Here is a 23,870-nt window from a genome sequence, read left to right on the forward strand (position 1 = left end):
CACAGGGAGAGGGAGAAAACATTGATCTCGTAGGCCCGGTAAGCGTTAGCGCCACCGGGCTTCTTTTTTAACTATGCTTATTCTTCAGTTCAAACCGTGGTGACACCAGACCGTACAGCGTCCAGCCCATAAAGGTCACCATCGCGCCATACAGCATCGCCTCCTGACCGGACGAGTAGAGCGCATAGAAGCTGTAAATCGCCCCAATCAGCGCCACGATATTGGCCGCCCGGGCTTTGCGCGGATCCACCTTCGCCACCTTCTGAATAATCACCAGTGCCGCCATCGACAGAATGTACGGAATGATGTTCGTCACCACCGCCAGGTTGACCAGTACATTAAACTGGCTGTTCAGTGACGGGCTGATGGTCATCAGCGACAAACCGCTCTGGAAAATCACAATCGCCAGCATACCCTGTACCGGCGCATCCGCTTTGGTGACGCGGGAGAAGATTTTCGGGAAATAACCTTCGTCAGCGGAGGATTTGAATACCTGGGCGATGGTGAACTGCCAGCCCAGCAGCGAGCCGCAGCAGGACATCACCATCAGTCCCATGATCACTTTCCCTACCTCTGGCGTAAACATCTGCGCAAACGCCAGCCCGAACGGCGCCGTGGAGTTGGCGAGATCCATGTTGGGCACAATTCCCGCAATCACGTTGGTTGAGACGATATAGATCACCGCCGCCCCCAGCGTCCCGCCGAGTACCGCGATCGGCACGTTCTTTTCCGGGTTTTCCACCACTTCCGCATTCGCACAGGCTGACTCGAGACCGAGGAAAGCCCATAGCGTCATGGCAATGGACGATCCCACGGCGGTAAAGAACGGCACGTGGTGCGGGTTCCAGGAATTGGCGTACAACGTCGGGCTAAACCAGAACCAGCCGATGATGCACAGACCGACTACCGGAATGATCACGCCCCAGACGGTGATGCTGCTGAGTTGTCCGGTGATGCGCGCGCCGCCAAAGTTGGCGACGGTGCAGATCCACAGCACGCCGATGGTCGCCAGCCCAATCTGCACCGGGGTCAGCGTCGCGCCAAACAGCTCCGTACCGTAACCGACAGCGGAGATGGCAATCGCCACGTTGGCGATCAGCAGCGACACGCCGTAGGTGTAGTTGGCCATAAAGTTGCCCGACTTGCCAAACGCATATTCGGCATAGCCGCCCATGCCGCCAGACTTACGGCTGAACATCCCGCACTTGGCAAACGCCCACGCCAGCGCCATTGAGCCGACTGCCGTTACCAGCCAGGAGATAATCGAAATCGTCCCCACTTCAGCGAGCTTGGTGGGCAGCATGATGATCCCGGACCCCATCATATTCACCATGGTGAGGATAGTGAGTTGTACCACGCCCATCTTGTTGGACTTACTCATAATTTTTCTCCTTTCAGCAGAGACGGCTGAGCGGCGGGTTGTTTAATGACGTAGCAGCGTACCTGTTTGCGCCCGTCACACTCCTCGACGTAAACCCCCTGTAACTCCGGCGCAAAGCCCGGCAGCAGATTGATCCCGTCTTCCAGCGCGGCGAAATAGCGCAGCACGGAACCGCCCCAGACTTCCCCCGGAACCACGCACAACACCCCCGGTGGGTAAGGCAGCGCGCCTTCCGCGGCGATACGGCCTTCCGCGTCGCGCAGTGACACCAGCTCGACCTCACCGCGCAGATAGGCATAGTTCGCCTCCTGCGGGTTCATCATGACGCGCGGGAAGTGAGACTTGCGGAACATCTCTTTCTGCAACTGCTTCACGTTATGGCGGGCGTAGAGGTCGTGCATCTCCTGACAAATCTGACGCAGGGAATAATCCGCATAACGTTCCGGATGTTGCTTATAAAGAGAGGGCAGAACCTCTTTCAGCGGCACATCGCTCTGGAGCAGTTTTTCGAAGCGCACCAGCTGGGCGACGAGCTGCTGCAATTTGCCCATGTCCTCCGCCGGGGTGAGCAGGAACAGAATGGAATTGAGGTCGCATTTTTCCGGCACGATGCCGTTTTCACGCAGGAAGTTGGCGAGGATGGTGGCGGGCACGCCGAAATCATCATACTCGCCGGTGCGGGCGTTGATGCCTGGCGTGGTCAGCAGCAGTTTGCAGGGATCAATAAAATACTGATGCTCGGCATATCCCTCAAAGGCGTGCCAGCGTTCGCCCGGAACGAAATGGAAGAAGCGCAGATCGGTGGCGATCTCCGCCGTATCCCAGCTTTCCCACGGACGGCCATCCACCGTCTCCGGCACGAACGGGCGAATAAACTGACAGTTCTGAAGGATCAGTTTTCGCGCTTCGATACCCGTCACCACGCAGTCCATCCACATGTTGCGCCCACTTTGCCCCTCGTGCATGCGGGCGTTGATATCCAGGGCGGCAAACAGCGGATAAAACGGGCTGGTGGAGGCGTGCATCATAAAGGCGTTGTTGAGGCGCTTATGCGGAACATAGCGCGGCTGGCCTTTTATGTGGCTGTCCTTCTTATGGATTTGCGAGGTTTGCGAGAAGCCCGCTTGCTGCTTATGCACCGACTGGGTAACCAGAATGCCCGGATCGTTTTCGTTCAGCTCCAGCAGCAACGGCGAGCAGTCGGCCATCATCGGGATAAACTGCTCGTAACCCACCCAGGCGGAGTCAAACAGGATGTAATCGCACAGGTGACCAATCTTATCCACCACCTGACGGGCGTTATAAATGGTACCGTCGTAGGTGCCCAGCTGGATCACCGCCAGACGGAAGGGACGTTCATCCCGCGCGCGGCCAGGCGCGACCTCTGACACCAGTTCCCGCAGGTAACTCTCGTCGAAACAGTGTGCGTCAATACCGCCGATAAACCCGTACGGGTTGCGGGCTGTTTCCAGATACACCGGCGTCGCTCCCGCCTGTAACAGTGCTCCGTGGTGATTAGATTTATGGTTATTGCGATCGAACAGCACCAGATCGCCTGGCGTGAGCAGGGCATTGAGCACCACCTTATTGGAAGAGGAGGTGCCGTTCAGCACGAAGTAGGTTTTATCCGCATTAAAGACTTTTGCCGCATGCTGTTGGGCGATGCATGGCGCACCTTCATGGATCAGCAGATCGCCCATTGCCACGTCGGCATTGCACAGATCGGCGCGGAAAAGCGTTTCGCCAAAGAAATCGACAAACTGGTTTCCGGCCGGATGGCGGCGGAAGAACTGGCCTCCCTGATGTCCGGGGCAGTCAAACGCGCTGTTCCCCTGCTGGACGTAATCGACCAGCGCGCGGAAGAACGGCGGACGGAGCTGGGTTTCGTACTTCTGCGCAGCCGCTTCAAGCTGGCGTCCGTAGTACGCATTGCTGGTGTCGGAGTACTCAAAAACGCCGTGAATACGCGACAAAAATTCAGCCGGAACCCTTTCTTCTTTATGCGTGGCAATAAACACCGGAATACCGAATCCCGTGGCTTCTATTTCTTCTATGGCGCCATTGAAAATATCACTGACGGCCAGAACCACGGCTGCCACATCAATATAATCTGATGCGGTGATATCCACGATCTCGCGCGAAGTGGTAAAGCATTCAGGGCAGGCACGGCTGACGGCAATTTTTAACGTTTTCATCTTTATCTCTTTATTTCAGGCAATATGGGTCCCTCGACTTCTTGCGGTAAAGAAATCGATTTTTTCCGGAAAAAAAAGCAAAGCGTGTCCGCTGATACGAAATCAGTTAATTGCTTTTTTGCTGAGTAGAATTCAGTCCGCCCGGTTGCGGAGAATCTGAATCACAAGGAATGAGCGCAGGTGTTCACAGGCAACAGCCTGTAAAATAGCGTTTTTCAGGATAACCTGTAAGCAGATGCGCCAGAAGTCGAAGGACTACCGGGCGTTAAAGAGATGAAAGTCAAAACAGTTTCGGTGGGCAAACATCATGATATGTGTTGTCCGCCTTATATGGGGCATTAAACGATTATTGTTTTCCATGTTCATTTTCCTTTCAGTAATTGAAAGCACGGTCATTTTATCCAGGAAAAAGGGATTAACTGTGAAATAGATCACCAATAACCGATCATTTCAGAAATAATTAGTCGTTATGAGTGAATAACGCAGATCAAAATGCTGTTTTGTTGGTTTGGTGTTAAATTGGTGTTCTAATTATGTTTAGTGAGGGCGAATATAGGCATGAAAATAATCTCGTCGTTATTTTCATGGCTATATTCAGGCTGGTGTGTTCTTTATTTAAAATTAAAGTGAATACTTATTCAGATCATAAATCGATATCCGATACCGGTTTCTGTTAATAAATGACGAGGACGCGCGGGATCGGCTTCAAGTTTCTGGCGAAGGTGTCCCATATAAATGCGTAAATAGTGACTATGTTCGACAGCATTCGGTCCCCAGACCTGGCTTAACAGCTGTCGCTGCGTTAACACTTTTCCGTGGTTACTGAGCAACACGGCCAGCAGACGAAACTCGATAGGCGTAAGGTGGATCTCTTCTTCCCCTCGCACGATGCGGCGGGCGGCAAGATCGACGCGGATATCGCCAAAGACGTACACCGGTTCAGAAGGAGTGGTGGCACTGTGTCGACGCAGCGCCACACGAAGCCGGGCCTGTAACTCGCCAATGCCAAACGGTTTTATCAGATAATCATCCGCTCCGGCATCCAGCGCGGCGATTTTATCCGTCTCTTCGGTGCGGGCAGAGAGCACCAGAATGGGCATCTGGCTCCACTGACGCACCTCACGAATAAAATCGATGCCATCGCCATCCGGGAGTCCCAGATCCAGGATCACCAGATCTGGCTTGCGGGTGGCGGCTTCAATTAACCCCCGTTGAAGCGTACCGGCTTCATGAACGCGCAAACCGTCGCCTTCCAGCGCGGTACGCAGAAATCGGCTGATAGCGAGCTCATCTTCAACAATCAGAACGTTAATCACAAATCCTCTGGTAATTCATCAAGTTCTGGTGGGGTTTCAAGAGGAAGTGTAACACAAAAGCGTGCCCCACCTTCCGGGCGGTTCTCTGCGGAAATGGTGCCGCCATGCACGTCAACAATCGCCTGGCAGATCGCCAGCCCCAGCCCGACGCCCGGAATGGCAGATTCCTTATTACCGCGCGCAAATTTTTCGAATATGGCGCGCTCCTGGCCGGCCGGAATACCCGGCCCGGTATCCCAGACATCGAGCCGCAGCACACGTTTATCCACCCTGGCAGCAATCCCCAGCCGGGCCTTTGTCCCGGCGTATTTAGCGGCATTTTCCAGCAGATTAATCAGCACGCGCTCAAACAGCGGGCCATCCACATGGATTAACGTCAGGGGTTCCGGCATGTCCAGCTCGATATGGCGCCCGCCGAGACCCGGCTCCAGCATCTTCAGCGCACTGCCGACAACCTCCTCAAGGGTGAGCCACTCTTTTTTGAGGTTAAACCCGCCGGACTGAATGCGCGCCATGTCCAGCAGGTTGTTCACCAGACGCGTGGTATTTAGCACGTGCTGACGAATTTCGCTGGCCTGCATCGCATGTTTTGATCCTTCCGCCGCCAGATCCAGCGTCAGAATTTCGGACTGGCCAAACAGCACGGTAAGCGGGGTGCGCAAATCGTGAGACAGCGCTGCCAGCAGCGAATTGCGAATACTTTCGCGCTCGCTTGCCAGCCGTGCCTGCTCTTCGCTGGCGGTGAGCGCCAGCCGTTCAAGGGCGCTGGCGACCAGCAGGGTGAAGGTTTCCAGCAGGCGCTGCTGCTCGGGGATCATCAGCTGACGCAGGTTAGACGGCTCGACGATGACCAGCCCGTGATTTTTATCCGCGCTGCGCAGCGGCAGGATCTGGTAAGGCACCCCGGGCAGAGTGTCGGTGCCGGCACCGGCAGGTAAACCCTTATCAAAGCTCCAGCGGGCAATCGCTTCATCCCAGGGCGTCATCCCCGAAGGGGAGGTCAGCGGGCGAAGGCGCCCCTGCTCGTCGGGGAGCAAAATCAGGTTACTGGCATGAAAGGTCGAACGGATAAACTGCTCACTGGTCTGGACGATATCCTGCTGCGTGCGACCGACCGCCAGCGATTTTGACATCTCATACAGATGGCGGGTGCGCTGCTCGCGATAGCGGGCAATGCGTGCCTGGTAGCGCACGCCTGCCGTCAGATTCCCGATCACCAGCCCGACGGTAAGCATCACGGCAAAGGTCAGAATGTACTGCACGTCCGAGACAGCAAGCGTCCCGCGCGGAGCGATAAAAAAGAGGTCGAAACTGATGACGTTGATCACCGTTGCCAGCACCGACGGCCAGCGGCCATAAAAGAGCGCGACCACAACGACGCCCAGCAGATAAATCATGACCAGATTGGCGGCATCGAAGGCGATTAGCCACTGGCTGGCAATCACCGTAATCAGGGCGCAAAGGACCACGGCCACGAGGCAGCCCCGGATCTGGACGCGCCATTTATCGCCAAAGGTGCGTGCGTCCGGCGTACGGCCGGGCAGGGGGGCGGGCTTGTCATCCAGCGCGACGATGACTAAATCCAGATCCGGCGCGCGGCGGGCCAGCCTGTCGGCAAAAGATTCGCGGCTAAACCAGCGGCGATGCTGGCGACGTCCAATGACAATCTTGCCCAGGTTATGCTCGCGCGCGTAGCGCAGAATGGCTTTATCTTCCTGCGGATCGGACAGGGTTGCGGTTTCGGCACCCAGCTCCTGCGCCAGCCGCAGCGCACTCAAAATGGCGCGACGCTGATTTTCCGGCAGGCCGTGAAGCTGTGGCGTTTCGACATACACCGCGTGCCAGACGCTGCCAAACTTCGCCGCAAGCCGGGCGGCGGTGCGGACCAGTTTTTCATTGCCGCTGCCGTGACCAATGCATAACAGAATGGCGTCACGCGTGTGCCAGACGCGCTCCCGCCCCTGCAGGTCCCGCCAGGCGCGCATCTGGTCATCTACGCGATCGGCGGTGCGGCGCAGGGCCAGCTCGCGCAGGGCAATCAGGTTTCCTTTGCGGAAAAAATGTTCGATGGCGCGTTCGGCCTGGCCGGCAATATACACCTTGCCTTCGTGCAGGCGCTGGCGCAGATCGTCCGGCGGCAGGTCAACCAGTACGACTTCATCGGCAGAATCAAAAAACGGATCGGGGACGGTTTCCCGAACCTGGATACCGGTTACGCCGCTCACCACGTCGTTCAGGCTTTCCAGATGCTGAACATTCACCGTGGTGAAGACGTCGATGCCGGCTTCAAGCAGCTCCTCAACATCCTGCCAGCGCTTCGGGTGGCGTGAGCCAGGCGCGTTGCTGTGCGCCAGTTCGTCCATCAGGATCAGCGCGGGGCGGCGGGCGAGGGCGGCATCAAGATCGAACTCCGTCACCAGCCGACCGCGATGGCTGATACGCTGGGGCGGCTGCGTCGCCAGCCCCGTCAGCAGCGCCGCCGTCTCTTTGCGACCGTGGGTTTCCACCACGCCGATGAGAATATCAAGCCCCTGCGCCCGAAGCCGCTGGGCTTCCGTCAGCATGGCGAAGGTTTTCCCGACGCCCGCGCAGGCGCCGAAGAAAATTTTCAGCTTGCCGCGGTGGGCTTCAGCCGTTTGTTCAAGCAGCCTGTCCGGATCCGGGCGCATGGGCTCATCGGTCATTTAATTCTTCCTTAGCGCATCCAGCGCCAGATTCAGCTCAACAATGTTCACTACCGGCATGCCGATGAAGCTGACCAGCGGCTTTTGCGTATGTTCTGCAACCAGCTGGCTCACCTGCTCGACGGTCAGCTGACGGGCGGCGGCCACGCGTGGGATCTGCCACGCCGCTGCGTCCGGCGTCAGGCTGTAATCCAGCCCGCTCGCGGAGGCGGTGACCAGCTCAACCGGCACCTCACGGCTGGCCTGCGGATTCGCGGCGCGCAGGGCGGCAACGCGTTCAGCAACGGCTTTGTCCAGGTCAGGATTACTGCCAGCCAGATTGCTGCCGCCGGAGGCCATTGGATTATACGGGCTTTCCGCAGTGGCGGAAGGGCGTCCCTGGAAGTAGCGCGGGTCCGTAAAGTTTTGCCCAATCAGACGCGAGCCACGGTTTTCACCGTTCTGGATAATCAGCGAGCCGTTGGCCTGGTCCTCAAACCACCACTGGCCCAGCGCGGTTGTCATCAGCGGGTAAAGCCCGCCGGTAATCAGAGACAGCAGAATAAACAACAGTATAGCGGGACGTAACATCGTCATGAGATTCACCTTTTAAACCAGCCCGAACAGCGTTAACAACATGTCGATAACCTTGATTCCAATAAAGGGCACCACCAGCCCACCCAGACCGTAAATCCAAAGGTTACGGCGCAGCATGGCGGCGGCCGTCAATGGCTTATAGCTCACCCCTTTCAGCGCCAGAGGAATAAGAAAGACAATAATCAGCGCGTTGAAGATCACCGCGCTCAAAATGGCCGAGGCTGGAGAGTGCAGGTGCATTACGTTCAGGGCATTCAGCTGCGGATAGGTTGCCGCAAAGGCCGCCGGGATTATGGCGAAATACTTCGCCACGTCGTTGGCGATACTGAACGTGGTCAGCGAGCCGCGCGTCATCAGCATCTGCTTCCCGATATGCACCACTTCGATCAGCTTGGTCGGGTTCGAGTCGAGATCCACCATGTTGCCCGCCTCTTTTGCCGCCTGGGTACCGGAGTTCATCGCCACCGCCACGTCGGCCTGCGCCAGCGCCGGGGCGTCGTTGGTGCCGTCGCCGGTCATCGCCACCAGACGACCTTCCGCCTGATACTGGCGAATGAGTGCCAGCTTCGCTTCCGGTGTCGCTTCGGAAAGGAAATCATCCACGCCCGCTTCGGCGGCAATGGCCGCCGCAGTCAGACGGTTATCCCCGGTGATCATCACCGTTTTAATGCCCATCTTACGCATCTGGGCGAAACGCTCTTTAATACCGCCTTTAACGATATCCTTCAGAGCGATAACCCCCAGAACGCTTGCACCTTCCGCCACCACCAGCGGGGTTGCCCCCTGACGCGCTACGCTTTCCACCAGGTGGTCGACTTCCGGAGGGAAATGTCCATTATTGGCTTCAATATGACGGCGAATGGCATCAACGGACCCTTTACGGATCATCCGGTCCTGAATGTTAATTCCACTCATGCGGGTTTGCGCCGTAAAGGGCACGAACGTGGCGTGAAGGCTTTGTACGTCGCGCTGGCGCAGGTTAAAGCGCTGCTTGGCGAGGATCACGATACTGCGACCTTCCGGCGTCTCATCGGCCAGCGAAGAAAGCTGTGCCGCGTCGGCCAGCGTTTTTTCATCCACGCCCGGCGCGGGTAAAAAGTCAGAGGCCTGACGATTACCCAGGGTGATGGTCCCGGTTTTATCCAGCAGCAGTACGTCTACGTCACCCGCCGCTTCAACGGCGCGTCCGCTGGTGGCGATGACGTTCGCGCCCAGCATACGGCTCATCCCCGCCACGCCAATCGCGGAAAGCAGGCCGCCGATAGTGGTGGGGATCAGACAGACCAGCAGGGCGATCAGTACGGTGATGCTGACCGCTGTACCGCCGTAGGCGGAGAAGGGCCACAGGGTCGCCGTTGCCAGCAGGAAGACAATGGTGAGCGCCACCAGCAGAATGGTCAGGGCGATCTCGTTCGGCGTTTTACGACGCTGTGCGCCTTCCACCATGGCGATCATCCGGTCGAGAAAGGTTTCGCCCGGGTTAACGCTGCACTGGATCACCAGCCAGTCGGAAAGAATGCGCGTTCCGCCAGTAACTGAGGCGAAATCTCCGCCCGACTCACGGATCACGGGCGCGGATTCCCCGGTAATAGCGCTTTCGTCTACCGACGCGCCGCCCTCAATTACCTCCCCGTCGCAGGGGATGATGTCCCCGGCTTCCACCAGCACCACGTCACCTTTGCGCAGTTCATCCGCCGGAACGTGGTCCATCTGCGCGCCGTATTTAGGTTCGCGTAATTTGCGCGCAAAGGCGGTTTTTTTGACCCCTTTCAGACTGTTGGCCTGCGCCTTACTGCGGCCTTCCGCCAGCGCTTCGGCAAAGTTGGCGAACAGCACGGTAAACCACAGCCACAGGCTGATGGCGCCGGTAAAGGTTGCATTTCCTGAAAGGTGTCCCGTTCCCATGGCAATCGCCAGTGCGGTGGTGAGTAAACTTCCAGTCCAGACAATAAACATCACCGGGTTGTGCCACTGCACTCGCGGGCTCAGTTTTTTTACCGCATCCATGAGGGCCTGACGAACTAACGTCGGTTCGAGCAGGGCCAGTTGTTTACGACTCATGACAAATTCTCCGCAAAATCAGCGTAAAGAGAGATATTCCGCAACCGGGCCTAACGCGAGGGCGGGGATAAAGGTCAAGGCACCTACCAGCAGAACGGTGCCAATCAGCAGGCCGACGAACAGCGCGCCGTGAGTCGGTAACGTACCGGTAGTGGTCGGCTGGATCTTCTTATTCACCAGTGTTCCGGCGATCGCCATGACGGGAATAATCACGCCGAAACGACCGAAGAACATGCAGAACGCCAGCAGACAGTTCCAGAACGGTGAGTTGGCACTTAACCCTGCAAAGGCGCTGCCGTTGTTGTTTGCGGCAGACGAAACGGCGTAAAGCACTTCGCTAAAGCCGTGAATGCCCGGGTTAAAGATGCCGCTGCGCCCGGCGTCGGTCATCAGCGCCAGGGCGGTACCGAGCAGCACAAGGGCGGGGGTGACCAGGATTGCCAGCGCGGTTAATTTCATTTCGCGGACGTCGATTTTTTTGCCGAGATATTCCGGCGTGCGGCCGATCATCAGCCCGGCGATAAACACGGCGAGCAGAACGAACAACAGCATGCCGTACAGCCCCGAACCGACCCCACCGAAGACCACCTCGCCAATCTGCATCAGCCACATCGGGATCATGCCGCCAAGCGCGGTGAAAGAGTCGTGCATGGCGTTCACCGCCCCGCAGGAGGCCGCTGTGGTGACCACCGCATAGAGGCTGCTGGCAAGAATGCCGAAGCGGCTCTCTTTGCCTTCCAGGTTGATATTGCTGTTAGCCCCCAGCTGCATAAAGTGGCTGTTGCCGTTCCATTCGGCCCACATCACCAGTGCTACGCAGACCACGAAGATTAACGACATGGCCCACAGCAGCGTACGGCCCTGGCGGCGATCGTTAACCACATCGCCAAAGGCGAAGCAGAGCGCGGCGGGGATCAGGAAGATCGCCAGCATCTGTACAAAATTGGTTAATGCCGTTGGGTTTTCAAACGGATGCGATGAGTTGGCGTTGAAGAAGCCGCCCCCGTTGGTGCCCAGCATCTTGATTGCTTCCTGCGACGCCACTGGCCCCATTGGCAGGAGTTCCCTGCCCCCTTCAAGCGAGGTGTAAGGGGTATAAGGCAGCAGGTTTTGCAGAGTGCCTTGCTGTATAAAGAACAGGGCAATAATCAGCGCAACAGGCACCAGGATCCAAAGGGTGATGCGCGTGACATCAACCCACGCGTTGCCGAGCGTGCTGACATTCTGGCGGGCAAACGCGCGCGTCAGGGCGAAGATCACCGCGATACCGCTGGCTGCAGACAGAAAGTTTTGCACGGTTAACCCGGCCATCTGGCTGAAGTAGCTGAGCGTGGTTTCACCGGCGTAAGACTGCCAGTTGGTATTGGTGACAAAGCTGACCGCCGTGTTCAGCGCCAGATGCCAGGATAAACCTGGTAACTGCTGCGGATTCAACGGCAAATTGCCCTGGAGCATGAGCAGCGTAAAGAGGGCAATAAGCCCCACGATATTCAGAAGCAGTATCGCCATCAGGTACTGGCCCCAGCTCATTTCGCGGTCGCTGATACCTGAAATGCGCCAGAGCACGTTTTCAATTTTTCGCGTACCCGGCAGTGGCACGTTGTTTATCAGCCGCGCCAGCGCTGTTCCCAGCGGCCTGGCGAGCACAAACAGCAGCAGTAAAAAGCTGGCAATAAGCAAAAACGCCTGAGCAGCCATCAGAATGCCTCCGCATTAATCAGGGCATAAATCAGATAACCCAATAACAGGAACACCAGCACGATGCCGGCAATCAGACCTGCACTCACACTCCACCTCCGGGTGACTTTTGTTGTTGTACAAACGGTAGGATTTGTGGCGCAAAGATTTCGCAAAAATCAGAAGGGCAGGTGTAAAAAAAGTATAAAAATGGGAAAGACCACAATTTAACTATTGTTAAGTAAACTGTTAACTTTTTTGTAACTTAATTACAGGCGTGAATGTAAATATTCACGAAATGGATGAAAATAAGTGGTCGGATGAGTAGTAAAATTACAAACAAAGCGGTATTATTTTAACCAGGTCACAGATTTCACATTTTCCGGAGAAGGTTTCCGGCCAACTACAGGGGAGAAAAATATGGATCTTTATAAAGAGTATCCGGCTCATATCGTGTTCATGCGTCGCACTTTCGCCGTAGTGGCTGGCGTGCTGGCCCTGCCGGTGATGCTGTTCTGGAAAGATCGCGCACGTTTTTACAGCTATCTGCACCGCGTCTGGGCGAAAACCAGCGAAAAGCCGGTGTGGATGGATCAGGCCGAGAAAGCAACCTGCGATTTCTACTGATACGGTGTGACATCGTAGCCATAAAAAAACCGCCTACAGCAAAGTGGCGGTTTTTTTGTCCCTCGGGATTCGCGGTCCGTTGGGTAATCTTGCAGCCCCTACCCGGGATTTTTATCATACCCTTCTTTAAAAAGTTCGCAATCCACTTCACCTTTATAAATTCCTAATTTTACTGAAATAACTTACTTTTGGCGTTGGTGTTAATTATGATGCCACGTCCCTTTCCGCCATCTCGCAAATGGGCATCGGTCCTGGGAAAGGTGTATCCATAGCCGTAAAGCAGCCCGCCTACCCGGGCTTGTGTCCACCGATTTATCACCGGTGGTGATAGGTGGAGCGGTTAGCAGCAGGGACCGCATAGTGAAACGCTATTTATGCATCGCGTTCATTGTCGCCAGCGCACTCGTTGTAAAGAGTGATAAACCGGATGTGTTTATTGCCTTTACCCCGATAGCGCAGGACAAGTAGCGTTAAGGCCGCCTCGGGCGGCCTTTTTTATTTCATCCCGTCTACACTTCATGGCAAAGTAGTTCAATGCGTGCCTTTTTCCTTTTACGGCATGCCCTTACGGACATAATGGACAATTGCCTGGAGTTTTATGCCCACCCATCTGGTTTGGTTTCGCGCGGATTTACGCATTCACGACAACTTCGCTCTCGCGGCCGCCTGCCGCGCTAAAGACGCGAATGTGCTGGCCCTGATTATCGCCACGCCTGAACAGTGGCGGCAGCATGACATGGCGCCCCGGCAAGCGGCATTACTCAGCGCGTATCTGAATGACCTGCAACATTCACTGGCCGAAAAAGGCATTCCGCTGATCTATAAAGAGGCCCATGATTTTGCCGCACAGCTTGAGATGGTGCAGGCAATCTGTAAGCAGCACGCGGTAACGCGTCTTTTTTACAACTACCAGTATGAATTTAACGAGCAGCAGCGGGATCGTCAGCTGGAGAAAAACCTTACGGGCGTGGTCTGTGAAGGCTTTGATGACAGCGTGATGCTCGCACCGGGCAGCGTGATGACCGGCAGTCACGAAATGTATAAAGTTTTCACGCCGTTTAAAAATGCTTTTATCAAACGCCTGAAAGAGGGGCTGCCAGAATGCGTTCCCGCCCCGGCCATAAGAGGGGAAACGATAACGGATCTGCAGGACATCAGGCTGAATTATCCCCAGCAGTCGTTTGATGAAACGGTATTCCCCGCCAGTGAGAAAGCGGCTATCGCCCGGTTGCGTCAGTTCTGCGCGCAGGGGGCGGCGGATTACGAGGCGCGGCGGGATTTTCCAGCGATTGAAGGCACCAGCCGCCTGTCGGCCTGTTTAGCGCTGGGCGCGCTCTCCCCGCGCCAGTGTTTACATCGGCTACTGGCGGAACAGCCTCAGGCGGTAGACGGGGGGGCGGGCGCAGTGTGGCTGAACGAACTGATCTGGCGTGAGTTTTATCGCCATCTGATGACGTATCATCCTGATTTATGTAAACATCGCCCCTTCATTCGTTGGACCGATAAGGTACAGTGGCAGTCGAATGATAAGCTGCTGAAGGCATGGCAGCGTGGGCTTACCGGCTTCCCGATTGTTGATGCGGCTATGCGGCAGCTCAATGAAACCGGGTGGATGCATAACCGTCTGCGTATGATTACCGCCAGCTTCCTGGTGAAGGATCTGCTTATCGACTGGCGAACCGGAGAGCGTTATTTTATCTCTCAGCTGATCGATGGCGATCTGGCGGCGAATAACGGCGGCTGGCAGTGGGCGGCCTCCACCGGCACGGATGCGGCTCCCTATTTTCGGATCTTTAATCCGACCACGCAGGGACAACGATTTGACGTCGACGGCGAGTTTATCCGTCGCTGGCTGCCTGAACTTAAGGATGTCCCCGCCAAAGCCATTCATGAACCCTGGGCATGGGCGGATAAACAGCGTGTTACCCTGAACTATCCCCGTCCCATTGTCGACCATAAACAGGCGCGCGTCGCCACGCTGGCGGCGTACGAAACCGCCCGAAAAGTTTGAGAGAATGATGATGAAAAACAGTGAACTGGAACGCCTGATTAACGAAAAACTCAACACCGCCTCGTTTAGCGACTACGGTCCGAATGGCTTACAGGTGGAGGGTCGCGAGACGGTGCAAAAAATCATCACCGGCGTAACGGCAAGCCAGGCGCTGCTGGATGAGGCGGTGCGTCAGGAAGCCGACGCGGTGATTGTCCATCACGGTTATTTCTGGAAAAACGAATCACCGATTATTCGCGGCATGAAGCGCAACCGTCTCAAAACGCTGCTGGCGAATGACATCAACCTGTTCGGCTATCACCTGCCGCTCGATGCGCATCCTGAACTGGGGAATAACGTTCAGCTTGCGCAGCTGCTGGGGATTACCGTGATGGGCGAAATTGAACCCCTGGTGCCGTGGGGTGAACTGTCGATGCCGGTTCCAGGTCTGGAGCTGGCATCGTGGATCGAAGCACGCCTGGGGCGTCGTCCGCTGTGGTGCGGCGACACCGGGCCGGATACCGTGAAGCGCGTGGCATGGTGCACCGGCGGCGGCCAGGGCTTTATTGATAGCGCGGCGCGTTTCGGTGTCGACGCCTTCATTACCGGCGAGGTTTCTGAGCAGACCATTCACTCTGCCCGTGAACAAGGCCTGCATTTTTACGCGGCAGGCCATCACGCCACCGAGCGTGGCGGCATCCGCGCCCTCAGCGAGTGGCTGACGGAAAATACCGATCTGGATGTGACGTTTATTGATATCCCTAATCCGGCCTGATGAGAGGTAGTTAAGTGCAGCGAGCGCGTTGTTATCTTCTGGGTGAAACCGCGGTAGTTCTGGAGCTTGAGCCTCCGGTGACGCTTGCCACGCAAAAGCGTATCTGGCGTCTGGCTCAGCGACTGCCCGAGCTACCTGGCGTGGTTGAAGCTATTCCGGGTATGAATAATATCACCGTGGTGCTGCGTGATCCGCACACGGGGGCGCTGGATGCCATTGAGCGCCTGCAACGCTGGTGGGAGGAGAGCGAGGCGCTGGAGCCGGAATCGCGGACGATTGAGATCCCGGTTGTCTATGGCGGCAAGGGAGGCCCCGACCTTGGCGTCGTGGCCGAACACTGTGGATTAACGGAGAAGCAGGTTGTGGAGCTGCATAGCTCAGTCGACTATGTTGTCTGGTTTTTGGGATTTCAGCCGGGTTTCCCCTATCTGGGCGGGTTATCGCCCCAGTTGCATACGCCGCGCCGGGCTGAGCCGCGCCTGAGCGTACCGGCGGGCAGCGTGGCGATTGGTGGCGAACAGACGGGAATTTATCCGCTCGCCTCGCCGGGAGGCTGGCAGCTTATCGGGCACACATCCACGCCGTTATTTGAACCTGGCCAGGACGCGCCCATACTCCTGCGTCCGGGGGATACCCTGCGCTTTATCCCGCAAAAGGAGGGGATATGTTAACGCTTATTCGCGCAGGGCTTTACACCTCGGTACAGGATGCCGGGCGCTTTGGCCTGCGTCAGTCGGGCGTGAGCTACTGCGGTGCGCTTGATCGTCCCTCGCTGGAGATTGCCAACCTGCTGGTAGGCAACGCCGGCAGCACGGCGGCGTTAGAAATTACGCTGGGTCAGTGCGTGATTGAGTTTGGTCAGGAAACCTGGTTTGCCTTAACCGGCGCGGGCTGTGACGCGACGCTGGACGGCAAAACGGTGTGGACCGGCTGGCGCCTGCGGGCGAAAGCCGGACAGCGTCTGACGCTCAAGCGTCCTCTGCACGGCGTGCGCAGCTATCTTGCGGTGGCGGGAGGTATCGACGTGCCGGAGGTGCTGGGCTCATCCAGCACCGACCAGAAAGCGGGAATGGGCGGACATGAAGGACGGCTGCTGCGCGACGGCGATCGCCTGGCGATTAAGCCATCAGCGCGCCATTTCACCATCACGCAGGGCGTGAAGCAGCTGTTGTGGGGGAACCTGATCCGCGCCCTGCCGGGGCCGGAATATCATGAGTTCGATGAGGCCTCAAAAGAGTCTTTCTGGCGCTCGCCATGGAAGATCAGCCCGCAGAGTAACCGCATGGGTTACCGGCTTCAGGGCCAGCCGCTGACCCGCACGACTGACCGGGAGCTGCTTTCCCATGGTCTGTTGCCGGGGGTGATTCAGGTGCCGGGCAACGGCCAGCCTATCGTACTGATGAACGATGCGCAAACCACGGGAGGATATCCGCGTATTGCCTGCATTATTGAAGCGGATCGCTACCATCTGGCGCAAATTCCTCTCGGTCAGCCAATTCATTTTGTGCAGTGTTCGCTGGAGGAGGCGCTGAAAGCCCGTCAGGATCAGCAGCGTTATCTCGAACAGCTGGCGTGGAGGCTCGATGGTAAAGATTGATTTAAACGCCGATCTGGGGGAGGGCAGCAGCGCCGATGCGGCGCTGATGACGCTGGTCTCCTCGGTGAACATCGCCTGTGGGTTTCATGCCGGCGATGCGCAGACCATGCTGGCGAGCGTGCGCAATGCCATGAAAAACGGCGTGGCGATAGGCGCTCACCCCAGCTTTCCGGACCGGGAAAACTTTGGTCGCACGGCGATGGATCTGCCGCCTGAGACGGTTTACGCGCAAATGCTCTACCAGATCGGTGCCCTGGAGGCGATAGTGCGCGCTGAGAAGGGCGTGTTGCGTCACGTCAAGCCGCACGGCATGCTCTATAACCAGGCGGCGAAAGATCCGGCGCTGGCAGACGCCATTGCTCGCGCGGTACGGGACTGCAATCCGCGTCTGGTGCTGGTGGGCCTGGCGGGCAGCGAGCTTATCCGTGCCGGCGAACGGCTGGGGCTGATTACGCGGCAGGAAGTGTTTGCCGATCGGGGATACCTGCCGGACGGTAGCCTGGTTCCGCGTACGCAGGCCGGTGCGCTGATCACCGACGAAGGTAAAGCGCTGGCGCAGACGCTGGAGATGGTGCGCTTCGGGCGAGTAACCTCAACGGAGGGTACAACGGCAAACGTTCAGGCTGATACGGTGTGCTTACACGGTGACGGCGAGCATGCGCTCCAGTTTGCACGACGCCTGCGGGCGGCGTTCTCGGAAGAGGGCATTGTTGTCAGCGCAGAATAATCATGAAAGGACAATAACATGCCAGAAGGTCCGGAGATCCGCCGCGCGGCGGATAGCCTGGAGGCGGCGATAAAGGGCAAACCTCTGACACACGTCTGGTTTGCCTTTCCTCAACTCAAACCGTTTGAATCGCAGCTGGTGGGACAGACGGTGACCCACATTGAAACGCGCGGCAAAGCGTTACTCACCCACTTTTCCCATAACCTGACGTTATATAGCCACAATCAGCTTTACGGCGTCTGGCGGGTGGTAAAGGCGGACGAGCAGCCGCAAACGACCCGCGTGCTGCGCGTGCGGCTACAAACGGCGGATAAGGCGATCCTGCTCTACAGCGCTTCTGATATCGAAATGTTAACGCCGGAGCAGTTGCTCACGCACCCGTTCTTACAGCGGGTTGGGCCGGACGTGCTGGATATGCGCCTGACGGCAAGCGATGTGAAAGCCCGGCTGTTATCGCCCACATTCCGCAACCGGCAGTTTTCCGGGCTGTTGCTCGATCAGGCATTTCTGGCGGGGCTGGGAAACTACCTGCGGGTGGAGATCCTCTGGGAAGTCGGGCTGGCGCCGCAGCACAAAGCGTCGCAGCTAAGCGATGAAAAGCTGGAGGCGCTGTCGCACGCGTTGCTGGATATTCCACGGCTGTCGTACAACACGCGCGGCATGGTGGATGAGAACAAGCATCACGGGGCGTTGTTTCGCTTCAAGGTCTTTCATCGGGCGGGTAAAAAGTGTGAGCGGTGCGGCGGGGTGATTGAGAAGGCGACGATCTCTTCCAGACCGTTTTACTGGTGTCCTGGGTGCCAGATGTAAAAAAGCCGGGTGGCGGCTACGCCTTACCCGGCCTACATCTCGCACTTGTAGGCCCGGCAAGCGAAGCGCCGCCGGGCGTGTTTTTTAGCGCTTAATGTCAGACTTAAAGTCACGCTGCTCGTAGCCGGTATACAGCTGACGAGGACGGGCGATTTTCATGCCTTCGCTGTGCATTTCGTTCCAGTGCGCAATCCAGCCTACGGTACGCGCCATGGCGAAGATCACGGTGAACATGGAAGACGGAATGCCCATCGCTTTCAGAATAATGCCGGAGTAGAAATCGACGTTCGGGTAGAGTTTCTTCTCGATGAAGTACGGGTCGTTCAGCGCGATGTGTTCCAGCTCCATCGCCACTTCCAGCAGATCATCTTTGGTGCCCAGCTCTTTCAGCACTTCGTGGCAGGTCTCACGCATAACAGTCGCGCGAGGGTCGTAGTTTTTGTAAACACGGTGACCGAAGCCCATCAGACGGAAGGAGTCATTCTTGTCTTTCGCGCGGCGCACGAACTCAGGAATGTGCTCAACGGAGCTGATCTCTTCCAGCATCTTCAGTGCTGCTTCGTTCGCGCCGCCGTGCGCCGGTCCCCACAGGGAGGCGATACCCGCAGCGATACAGGCGAACGGGTTCGCGCCGGAAGAACCCGCGGTACGGACGGTAGAGGTCGAGGCGTTCTGTTCGTGGTCAGCGTGCAGGATCAGAATACGGTCCATCGCGCGTTCCAGCACCGGGTTCACTTCATACTCTTCACACGGCGTGGAGAACATCATGCGCAGGAAGTTACCTGCGTAGGAAAGGTCGTTGCGTGGATACACAAACGGCTGACCGATAGAGTATTTGTAACACATCGCCGCCATGGTAGGCATTTTGGACAGCAGACGGAACGCCGCGATATCACGGTGACGTGGGTTATTCACGTCCAGAGAATCGTGGTAGAACGCCGCCAGCGCACCGGTAATACCGCACATGACCGCCATCGGATGAGAGTCACGACGGAACGCATGGAACAGACGGGTAATCTGCTCATGGATCATGGTGTGACGGGTCACGGTGGTTTTAAATTCATCGTACTGGGCCTGCGTCGGTTTTTCGCCGTTCAGCAGGATGTAGCACACTTCCAGATAGTTGGATTCGGTGGCTAACTGATCGATGGGGAAGCCGCGATGGAGCAGGATACCTTCGTCACCGTCAATGTAGGTGATTTTGGATTCGCAAGATGCGGTGGAGGTGAATCCAGGGTCAAAGGTGAATACCCCTTTGGAACCCAGCGTACGGATATCAATAACATCCTGACCGAGCGTGCCTTTTAGCACATCCAGTTCAATAGCATCATCACCATTTAGGGTGAGTTTTGCCTTTGTATCAGCCATTTACGGTCTCCTTAGCGCCTTATGCTTAAGACTGCGCTTTACCGGATTTGCTTTCAGCTGTTAATCATCGTTACCAGATTGTTATTTGGCTTACCGCTCAGCTCACGAGGAGAAACCAGGGTACAGAGCTATGGCGCCTTGCAGGTAAACGAATGAAATATCAGTGAAACAACAGCAAATCAGCGTTTTTGCAGTCCGAATTATTCAAACCTGTATATCACTAATAACTGTCCTGATAACTTCGGTCAATACCATCACACTGTTACATAACTATTTGTCAGGTGAAAGAGAGACCTCATAACTTTTGCGCATTATATGCCTTTTCTGATGACGTTTGTAACAATATTGTTTAACATTTGTCAAATCAGATGATTAAAAATTAAAAAGATGTTGTTATCGTGACCCCGATCACTGTTCCAGAGAAAACCCAACAAACTGTATGTAGGTTAATTGTAATGATTTTGTGAACGGCCTATACTGCCGCCAGGTCTCCGGAACACCCTGCAATCCCGAGCCACCCAGCGTTGTAACGTGTCGTTTTAGCATTTGGAAGCAATGTTTTGCATGACGCGCAGTTATAGAAAAGGAACGCTGTCTGACCCGCATCGCAGTCCGGAGGAAGGAAACAATAAGAACAGCATGTGGGCGTTATTCATGATAAGAAATGTGAAAAAACAAAGACCTGTCAATCTGGATCTCAAAACGATCCGATTCCCTGTAACAGCAATAGCGTCCATTCTGCACCGTGTTTCTGGTGTGATTACGTTTGTGGCGGTCGGTATCTTGCTGTGGTTACTGGGAACCAGCCTCTCATCCCCTGAAGGATTCCTCCAGGCCTCAGCCATCATGAACAGCTTCTTCGTGAAATTTATCATGTGGGGCATTCTGACCGCACTGGCCTATCACGTGGTTGGCGGCGTTCGCCATATGCTGATGGACTTTGGCTACCTGGAAGAGACGTTCGAGGCCGGTAAACGTACCGCTAACATTTCATTTGTGATCACTGTCGTGCTTTCACTTCTCGCAGGAGTTCTCGTATGGTAAGCAACGCCTCCGCATTAGGACGCAACGGCGTACATGACTTCATCCTGGTCCGCGCTACCGCCATCGTCCTCACGCTCTACATCATCTATATGATCGGTTTCTTCGCCACTAGCGGCACACTGACGTGGGAAATCTGGAGTGGTTTCTTCGGATCGGCCTTCACCAAAGTGTTCACCCTGCTGGCCCTGTTCTCCATCCTTATTCATGCCTGGATTGGCATGTGGCAGGTGTTGACCGATTACGTTAAACCGCTGGCGATTCGCCTTCCGCTGCAACTGATTATTGTTGTTGCTCTGCTGGTTTACGTCATTTATGGATTTGTTGTGGTGTGGGGTGTGTAATGAAACTGCCAGTCAGAGAATTTGATGCTGTTGTGATTGGTGCGGGTGGCGCAGGTATGCGCGCCGCACTGCAAATTTCCCAGATCGGCCAGACCTGTGCGCTGCTCTCTAAAGTATTCCCGACCCGTTCCCACACTGTGTCTGCGCAGGGCGGTATCACCGTTGCGCTGGGTAATTCCCATGAAGATAACTGGGAATGGCACATGTACGATACGGTAAAAGGTTCCGACTACATCGGCGACCAGGATGCCATCGAATATATGTGTAAAACCGGCCCGGAAGCGATTCTGGAGCTGGACCACATGGGTCTGCCGTTCTCCCGTTTGGAAAATGGCACCATCTATCAGCGTCCGTTTGGCGGCCAGTCGAAAAACTTCGGCGGCGAACAGGCGGCACGTACCGCAGCAGCGGCTGACCGTACCGGTCACGCTTTGCTGCACACCCTTTATCAGCAAAACCTGAAAAACCACACCACCATCTTCTCCGAGTGGTATGCGTTGGATCTGGTGAAAAACGCCGATGGCGCGGTGGTGGGTTGTACCGCACTGTGCATTGAAACCGGTGAAGTGGTCTATTTCAAAGCGCGCGCAACCGTGCTGGCCACCGGCGGCGCAGGCCGTATCTATCAGTCCACTACCAACGCCCACATCAACACCGGTGACGGCGTTGGGATGGCTATCCGCGCTGGCGTGCCGGTGCAGGACATGGAGATGTGGCAGTTCCACCCAACCGGTATCGCCGGTGCGGGCGTGCTGGTGACAGAAGGCTGCCGTGGTGAAGGTGGCTATCTGCTGAACAAACATGGCGAGCGCTTTATGGAGCGTTATGCCCCGAATGCGAAAGACCTGGCGGGCCGTGACGTGGTGGCGCGTTCCATCATGATCGAAATCCGTGAAGGCCGCGGCTGCGACGGCCCTTGGGGCCCGCACGCGAAGCTGAAACTCGACCATCTGGGTAAAGAAGTGCTGGAATCCCGTCTGCCGGGCATTCTGGAACTGTCCCGCACCTTCGCCCACGTCGACCCGGTAAAAGAGCCGATTCCGGTTATCCCAACCTGTCACTACATGATGGGCGGTATTCCGACCAAAGTGACCGGTCAGGCGCTGACCGTGAACGAGCAGGGTGAAGACGTGGTCATCCCTGGTCTGTTCGCGGTAGGCGAAATTGCCTGCGTATCCGTGCACGGCGCAAACCGTCTGGGCGGCAACTCCCTGCTGGACCTGGTGGTATTTGGCCGTGCGGTGGGGCTGCATCTCCAGGAATCTATTGCCGAGCAGGGCGCGTTGCGTGATGCGACCGACGACGAGATTGATGCCTCTCTTGAGCGCCTCAACCGCTGGAACGGCAACCGTAACGGCGAAGATCCGGTGGAAATCCGTAAAGCGCTGCAAGAGTGTATGCAGCACAACTTCTCGGTATTCCGTGAAGGTGACGCGATGGCCAAAGGGCTGGAGCAGCTGAAAACGATCCGCGAGCGTCTGAAGAATGCCCGTCTGGACGATACCTCGAGCGAGTTCAACACCCAGCGCGTTGAGTGCCTGGAGCTGGATAACCTGATGGAAACCGCGTTCGCCACTGCGATGTCGGCAAACTTCCGTACCGAAAGCCGTGGCGCCCATAGCCGCTTCGACTTCCCGGATCGTGATGACGAAAACTGGCTGTGCCATTCCCTGTATCTGCCAGAGTCGGAAACCATGACGCGTCGTAGCGTTAACATGGAACCGAAACTGCGTCCGGCGTTCCCGCCGAAGATTCGTACTTACTAATGCGGAGACAGGATAATGAAACTCGAATTCTCAGTTTATCGTTATAACCCGGATGTAGACGATGCTCCGCGTATGCAGGATTACACCCTCGAAGCGGAAGAAGGTCGTGACATGATGCTGCTGGATGCTTTAATCCAGCTGAAAGAAAAAGATCCTACGCTGTCGTTCCGCCGCTCCTGCCGTGAAGGGGTATGTGGCTCTGACGGTGTAAACATGAACGGCAAAAACGGTCTGGCCTGTATCACGCCAATTTCAGCGCTACAGCGTGCAGGCCAGAAAATTGTCATCCGTCCTCTGCCTGGCCTGCCGGTCGTGCGTGATTTGGTGGTGGACATGGGGCAATTCTATGCACAATATGAGAAGATTAAGCCTTACTTATTGAATAATGGGCAGAATCCACCCGCTCGCGAGCACTTACAGTCGCCTGAGCAGCGTGAAAAGCTCGATGGGTTGTACGAGTGTATTCTCTGTGCATGCTGTTCAACGTCATGCCCGTCATTCTGGTGGAACCCGGATAAATTTATCGGCCCTGCGGGTCTGCTGGCTGCCTATCGCTTCCTGATCGACAGCCGCGATACCGAAACCGAGAATCGTCTGGAAGGGTTAAGTGACGCTTTCAGCGTATTCCGCTGCCATAGCATCATGAACTGCGTCAGTGTGTGTCCTAAGGGGCTGAACCCGACGCGCGCCATCGGCCATATTAAGTCGATGTTGTTGCAGCGCAGTGCGTAAGTAACAACGCCGGATGGCGCTGCGCTTATCCGGCCTACGTAACAGTAGGCCCGGTAAGCGTAGCGCCACCGGGCAAATTGCAGAAACCTTTAAAAACTGCCCTGAAGTTTAGACAGTTTCTAAAGGTTCCTTCGCGGGCCAAATGAAAAGAGCTCGCAGGTGAACCCCGGCACGTACACGTGGTGTGCGTGGTAGTTTCTACG

Annotated in this window: 21 protein-coding genes; 11 read left to right on the forward strand and 10 right to left on the reverse strand. The window is 56.3% G+C overall.

Annotated elements, in window-relative coordinates; genetic code table 11:
* Nucleotides 1-67: 67 nt before the first annotated feature.
* From potE to kdpF, 9 genes are all read right to left on the reverse strand, one after another.
* Nucleotides 68-1,381 (reverse strand): putrescine-ornithine antiporter, encoded by a 1,314-nt coding sequence (potE, locus tag ACNQ0T_RS17955; RefSeq protein WP_022647448.1) that lies wholly within the window; start codon nucleotides 1,379-1,381, stop codon nucleotides 68-70.
* Nucleotides 1,378-3,576: an ornithine decarboxylase SpeF gene (gene speF / locus ACNQ0T_RS17960; protein WP_022647449.1), complete on the reverse strand. Its 2,199-nt coding sequence runs from the start codon at nucleotides 3,574-3,576 to the stop codon at nucleotides 1,378-1,380. The genes potE and speF overlap by 4 nt, the downstream gene beginning before the upstream one ends.
* A 255-nt stretch (nucleotides 3,577-3,831) precedes the next feature.
* The gene (gene speFL / locus ACNQ0T_RS17965; RefSeq protein ID WP_003858645.1) at nucleotides 3,832-3,936 is read right to left on the reverse strand and encodes a leader peptide SpeFL; all 105 of its coding nucleotides are present in this window, start codon (nucleotides 3,934-3,936) and stop codon (nucleotides 3,832-3,834) included.
* Between the two features lie 278 nt (nucleotides 3,937-4,214).
* Nucleotides 4,215-4,892 (reverse strand): two-component system response regulator KdpE, encoded by a 678-nt coding sequence (gene kdpE / locus ACNQ0T_RS17970; protein ID WP_022647450.1) that lies wholly within the window; start codon nucleotides 4,890-4,892, stop codon nucleotides 4,215-4,217.
* A complete protein-coding gene (gene kdpD, locus ACNQ0T_RS17975; protein ID WP_038415691.1) occupies nucleotides 4,889-7,576 on the reverse strand; it encodes a two-component system sensor histidine kinase KdpD in 2,688 nt (895 codons plus the stop codon). The genes kdpE and kdpD overlap by 4 nt, the downstream gene beginning before the upstream one ends.
* Nucleotides 7,577-8,152: a potassium-transporting ATPase subunit KdpC gene (gene kdpC, locus ACNQ0T_RS17980; protein ID WP_022647452.1), complete on the reverse strand. Its 576-nt coding sequence runs from the start codon at nucleotides 8,150-8,152 to the stop codon at nucleotides 7,577-7,579.
* A 12-nt stretch (nucleotides 8,153-8,164) separates the two neighbouring features.
* Nucleotides 8,165-10,213, reverse strand: a complete 2,049-nt coding sequence (kdpB, locus tag ACNQ0T_RS17985) for a potassium-transporting ATPase subunit KdpB (RefSeq protein WP_023305699.1) — start codon at nucleotides 10,211-10,213, stop codon at nucleotides 8,165-8,167.
* Between the two features lie 18 nt (nucleotides 10,214-10,231).
* Entirely contained in the window at nucleotides 10,232-11,911 is a 1,680-nt protein-coding gene (gene kdpA / locus ACNQ0T_RS17990; protein WP_045621782.1) for a potassium-transporting ATPase subunit KdpA, read from the reverse strand.
* Nucleotides 11,911-12,000, reverse strand: coding sequence for a K(+)-transporting ATPase subunit F (gene kdpF / locus ACNQ0T_RS17995; RefSeq protein ID WP_003858638.1), 90 nt, complete (start codon nucleotides 11,998-12,000; stop codon nucleotides 11,911-11,913). Before kdpF ends, kdpA begins: the two co-directional genes overlap by 1 nt.
* Nucleotides 12,001-12,310: 310 nt before the next feature.
* Here kdpF and ACNQ0T_RS18000 point away from each other — a divergent pair, with 310 nt between their 5' ends.
* From ACNQ0T_RS18000 to nei, 7 genes are all read left to right on the forward strand, one after another.
* Nucleotides 12,311-12,517 carry a YbfA family protein gene (locus ACNQ0T_RS18000; RefSeq protein WP_014069366.1) on the forward strand — a complete coding sequence of 69 codons (207 nt, stop codon included), beginning with the start codon at nucleotides 12,311-12,313 and terminating at the stop codon, nucleotides 12,515-12,517.
* Between the two features lie 598 nt (nucleotides 12,518-13,115).
* Nucleotides 13,116-14,528, forward strand: a complete 1,413-nt coding sequence (gene phrB / locus ACNQ0T_RS18005; protein ID WP_417930285.1) for a deoxyribodipyrimidine photo-lyase — start codon at nucleotides 13,116-13,118, stop codon at nucleotides 14,526-14,528.
* 10 nt (nucleotides 14,529-14,538) lie between these two features.
* The gene (locus ACNQ0T_RS18010; protein WP_417930301.1) at nucleotides 14,539-15,282 is read left to right on the forward strand and encodes a type 2 GTP cyclohydrolase I; all 744 of its coding nucleotides are present in this window, start codon (nucleotides 14,539-14,541) and stop codon (nucleotides 15,280-15,282) included.
* A 14-nt stretch (nucleotides 15,283-15,296) separates the two neighbouring features.
* On the forward strand, nucleotides 15,297-15,953 hold the full coding sequence (gene pxpB / locus ACNQ0T_RS18015; protein ID WP_022647457.1) for a 5-oxoprolinase subunit PxpB: 657 nt from the start codon (nucleotides 15,297-15,299) through the stop codon (nucleotides 15,951-15,953).
* Complete coding sequence (gene pxpC / locus ACNQ0T_RS18020) at nucleotides 15,947-16,879, forward strand: 5-oxoprolinase subunit PxpC (RefSeq protein WP_063150782.1); 933 nt, start codon at nucleotides 15,947-15,949, stop codon at nucleotides 16,877-16,879. The genes pxpB and pxpC overlap by 7 nt, the downstream gene beginning before the upstream one ends.
* Nucleotides 16,866-17,606, forward strand: a complete 741-nt coding sequence (gene pxpA / locus ACNQ0T_RS18025) for a 5-oxoprolinase subunit PxpA (protein ID WP_023305703.1) — start codon at nucleotides 16,866-16,868, stop codon at nucleotides 17,604-17,606. The genes pxpC and pxpA overlap by 14 nt, the downstream gene beginning before the upstream one ends.
* An 18-nt stretch (nucleotides 17,607-17,624) precedes the next feature.
* Nucleotides 17,625-18,416: an endonuclease VIII gene (gene nei / locus ACNQ0T_RS18030; protein ID WP_023305704.1), complete on the forward strand. Its 792-nt coding sequence runs from the start codon at nucleotides 17,625-17,627 to the stop codon at nucleotides 18,414-18,416.
* A gap of 84 nt (nucleotides 18,417-18,500) precedes the next feature.
* On the opposite strand, the gene ACNQ0T_RS18035 is transcribed toward nei, so the two are convergent.
* A complete protein-coding gene (locus ACNQ0T_RS18035) occupies nucleotides 18,501-19,784 on the reverse strand; it encodes a citrate synthase (protein ID WP_006809584.1) in 1,284 nt (427 codons plus the stop codon).
* A gap of 639 nt (nucleotides 19,785-20,423) precedes the next feature.
* Here ACNQ0T_RS18035 and sdhC point away from each other — a divergent pair.
* The 4 genes from sdhC to ACNQ0T_RS18055 are packed head-to-tail and all read left to right on the forward strand — an operon-like array spanning nucleotide 20,424 to nucleotide 23,667.
* Nucleotides 20,424-20,828, forward strand: a complete 405-nt coding sequence (gene sdhC / locus ACNQ0T_RS18040; RefSeq protein WP_026080740.1) for a succinate dehydrogenase cytochrome b556 subunit — start codon at nucleotides 20,424-20,426, stop codon at nucleotides 20,826-20,828.
* Nucleotides 20,822-21,169 carry a succinate dehydrogenase membrane anchor subunit gene (gene sdhD / locus ACNQ0T_RS18045; protein WP_003858621.1) on the forward strand — a complete coding sequence of 116 codons (348 nt, stop codon included), beginning with the start codon at nucleotides 20,822-20,824 and terminating at the stop codon, nucleotides 21,167-21,169. Before sdhC ends, sdhD begins: the two co-directional genes overlap by 7 nt.
* The gene (gene sdhA / locus ACNQ0T_RS18050) at nucleotides 21,169-22,935 is read left to right on the forward strand and encodes a succinate dehydrogenase flavoprotein subunit (RefSeq protein WP_417930286.1); all 1,767 of its coding nucleotides are present in this window, start codon (nucleotides 21,169-21,171) and stop codon (nucleotides 22,933-22,935) included. Before sdhD ends, sdhA begins: the two co-directional genes overlap by 1 nt.
* Nucleotides 22,936-22,950: 15 nt before the next feature.
* Complete coding sequence (locus ACNQ0T_RS18055) at nucleotides 22,951-23,667, forward strand: succinate dehydrogenase iron-sulfur subunit (protein ID WP_022647461.1); 717 nt, start codon at nucleotides 22,951-22,953, stop codon at nucleotides 23,665-23,667.
* The last annotated feature ends 203 nt before the right edge of the window (nucleotides 23,668-23,870 follow it).

This window comes from Enterobacter cloacae complex sp.6700776 (assembly GCF_048284255.1).
Lineage (GTDB): Bacteria > Pseudomonadota > Gammaproteobacteria > Enterobacterales > Enterobacteriaceae > Enterobacter > Enterobacter intestinihominis.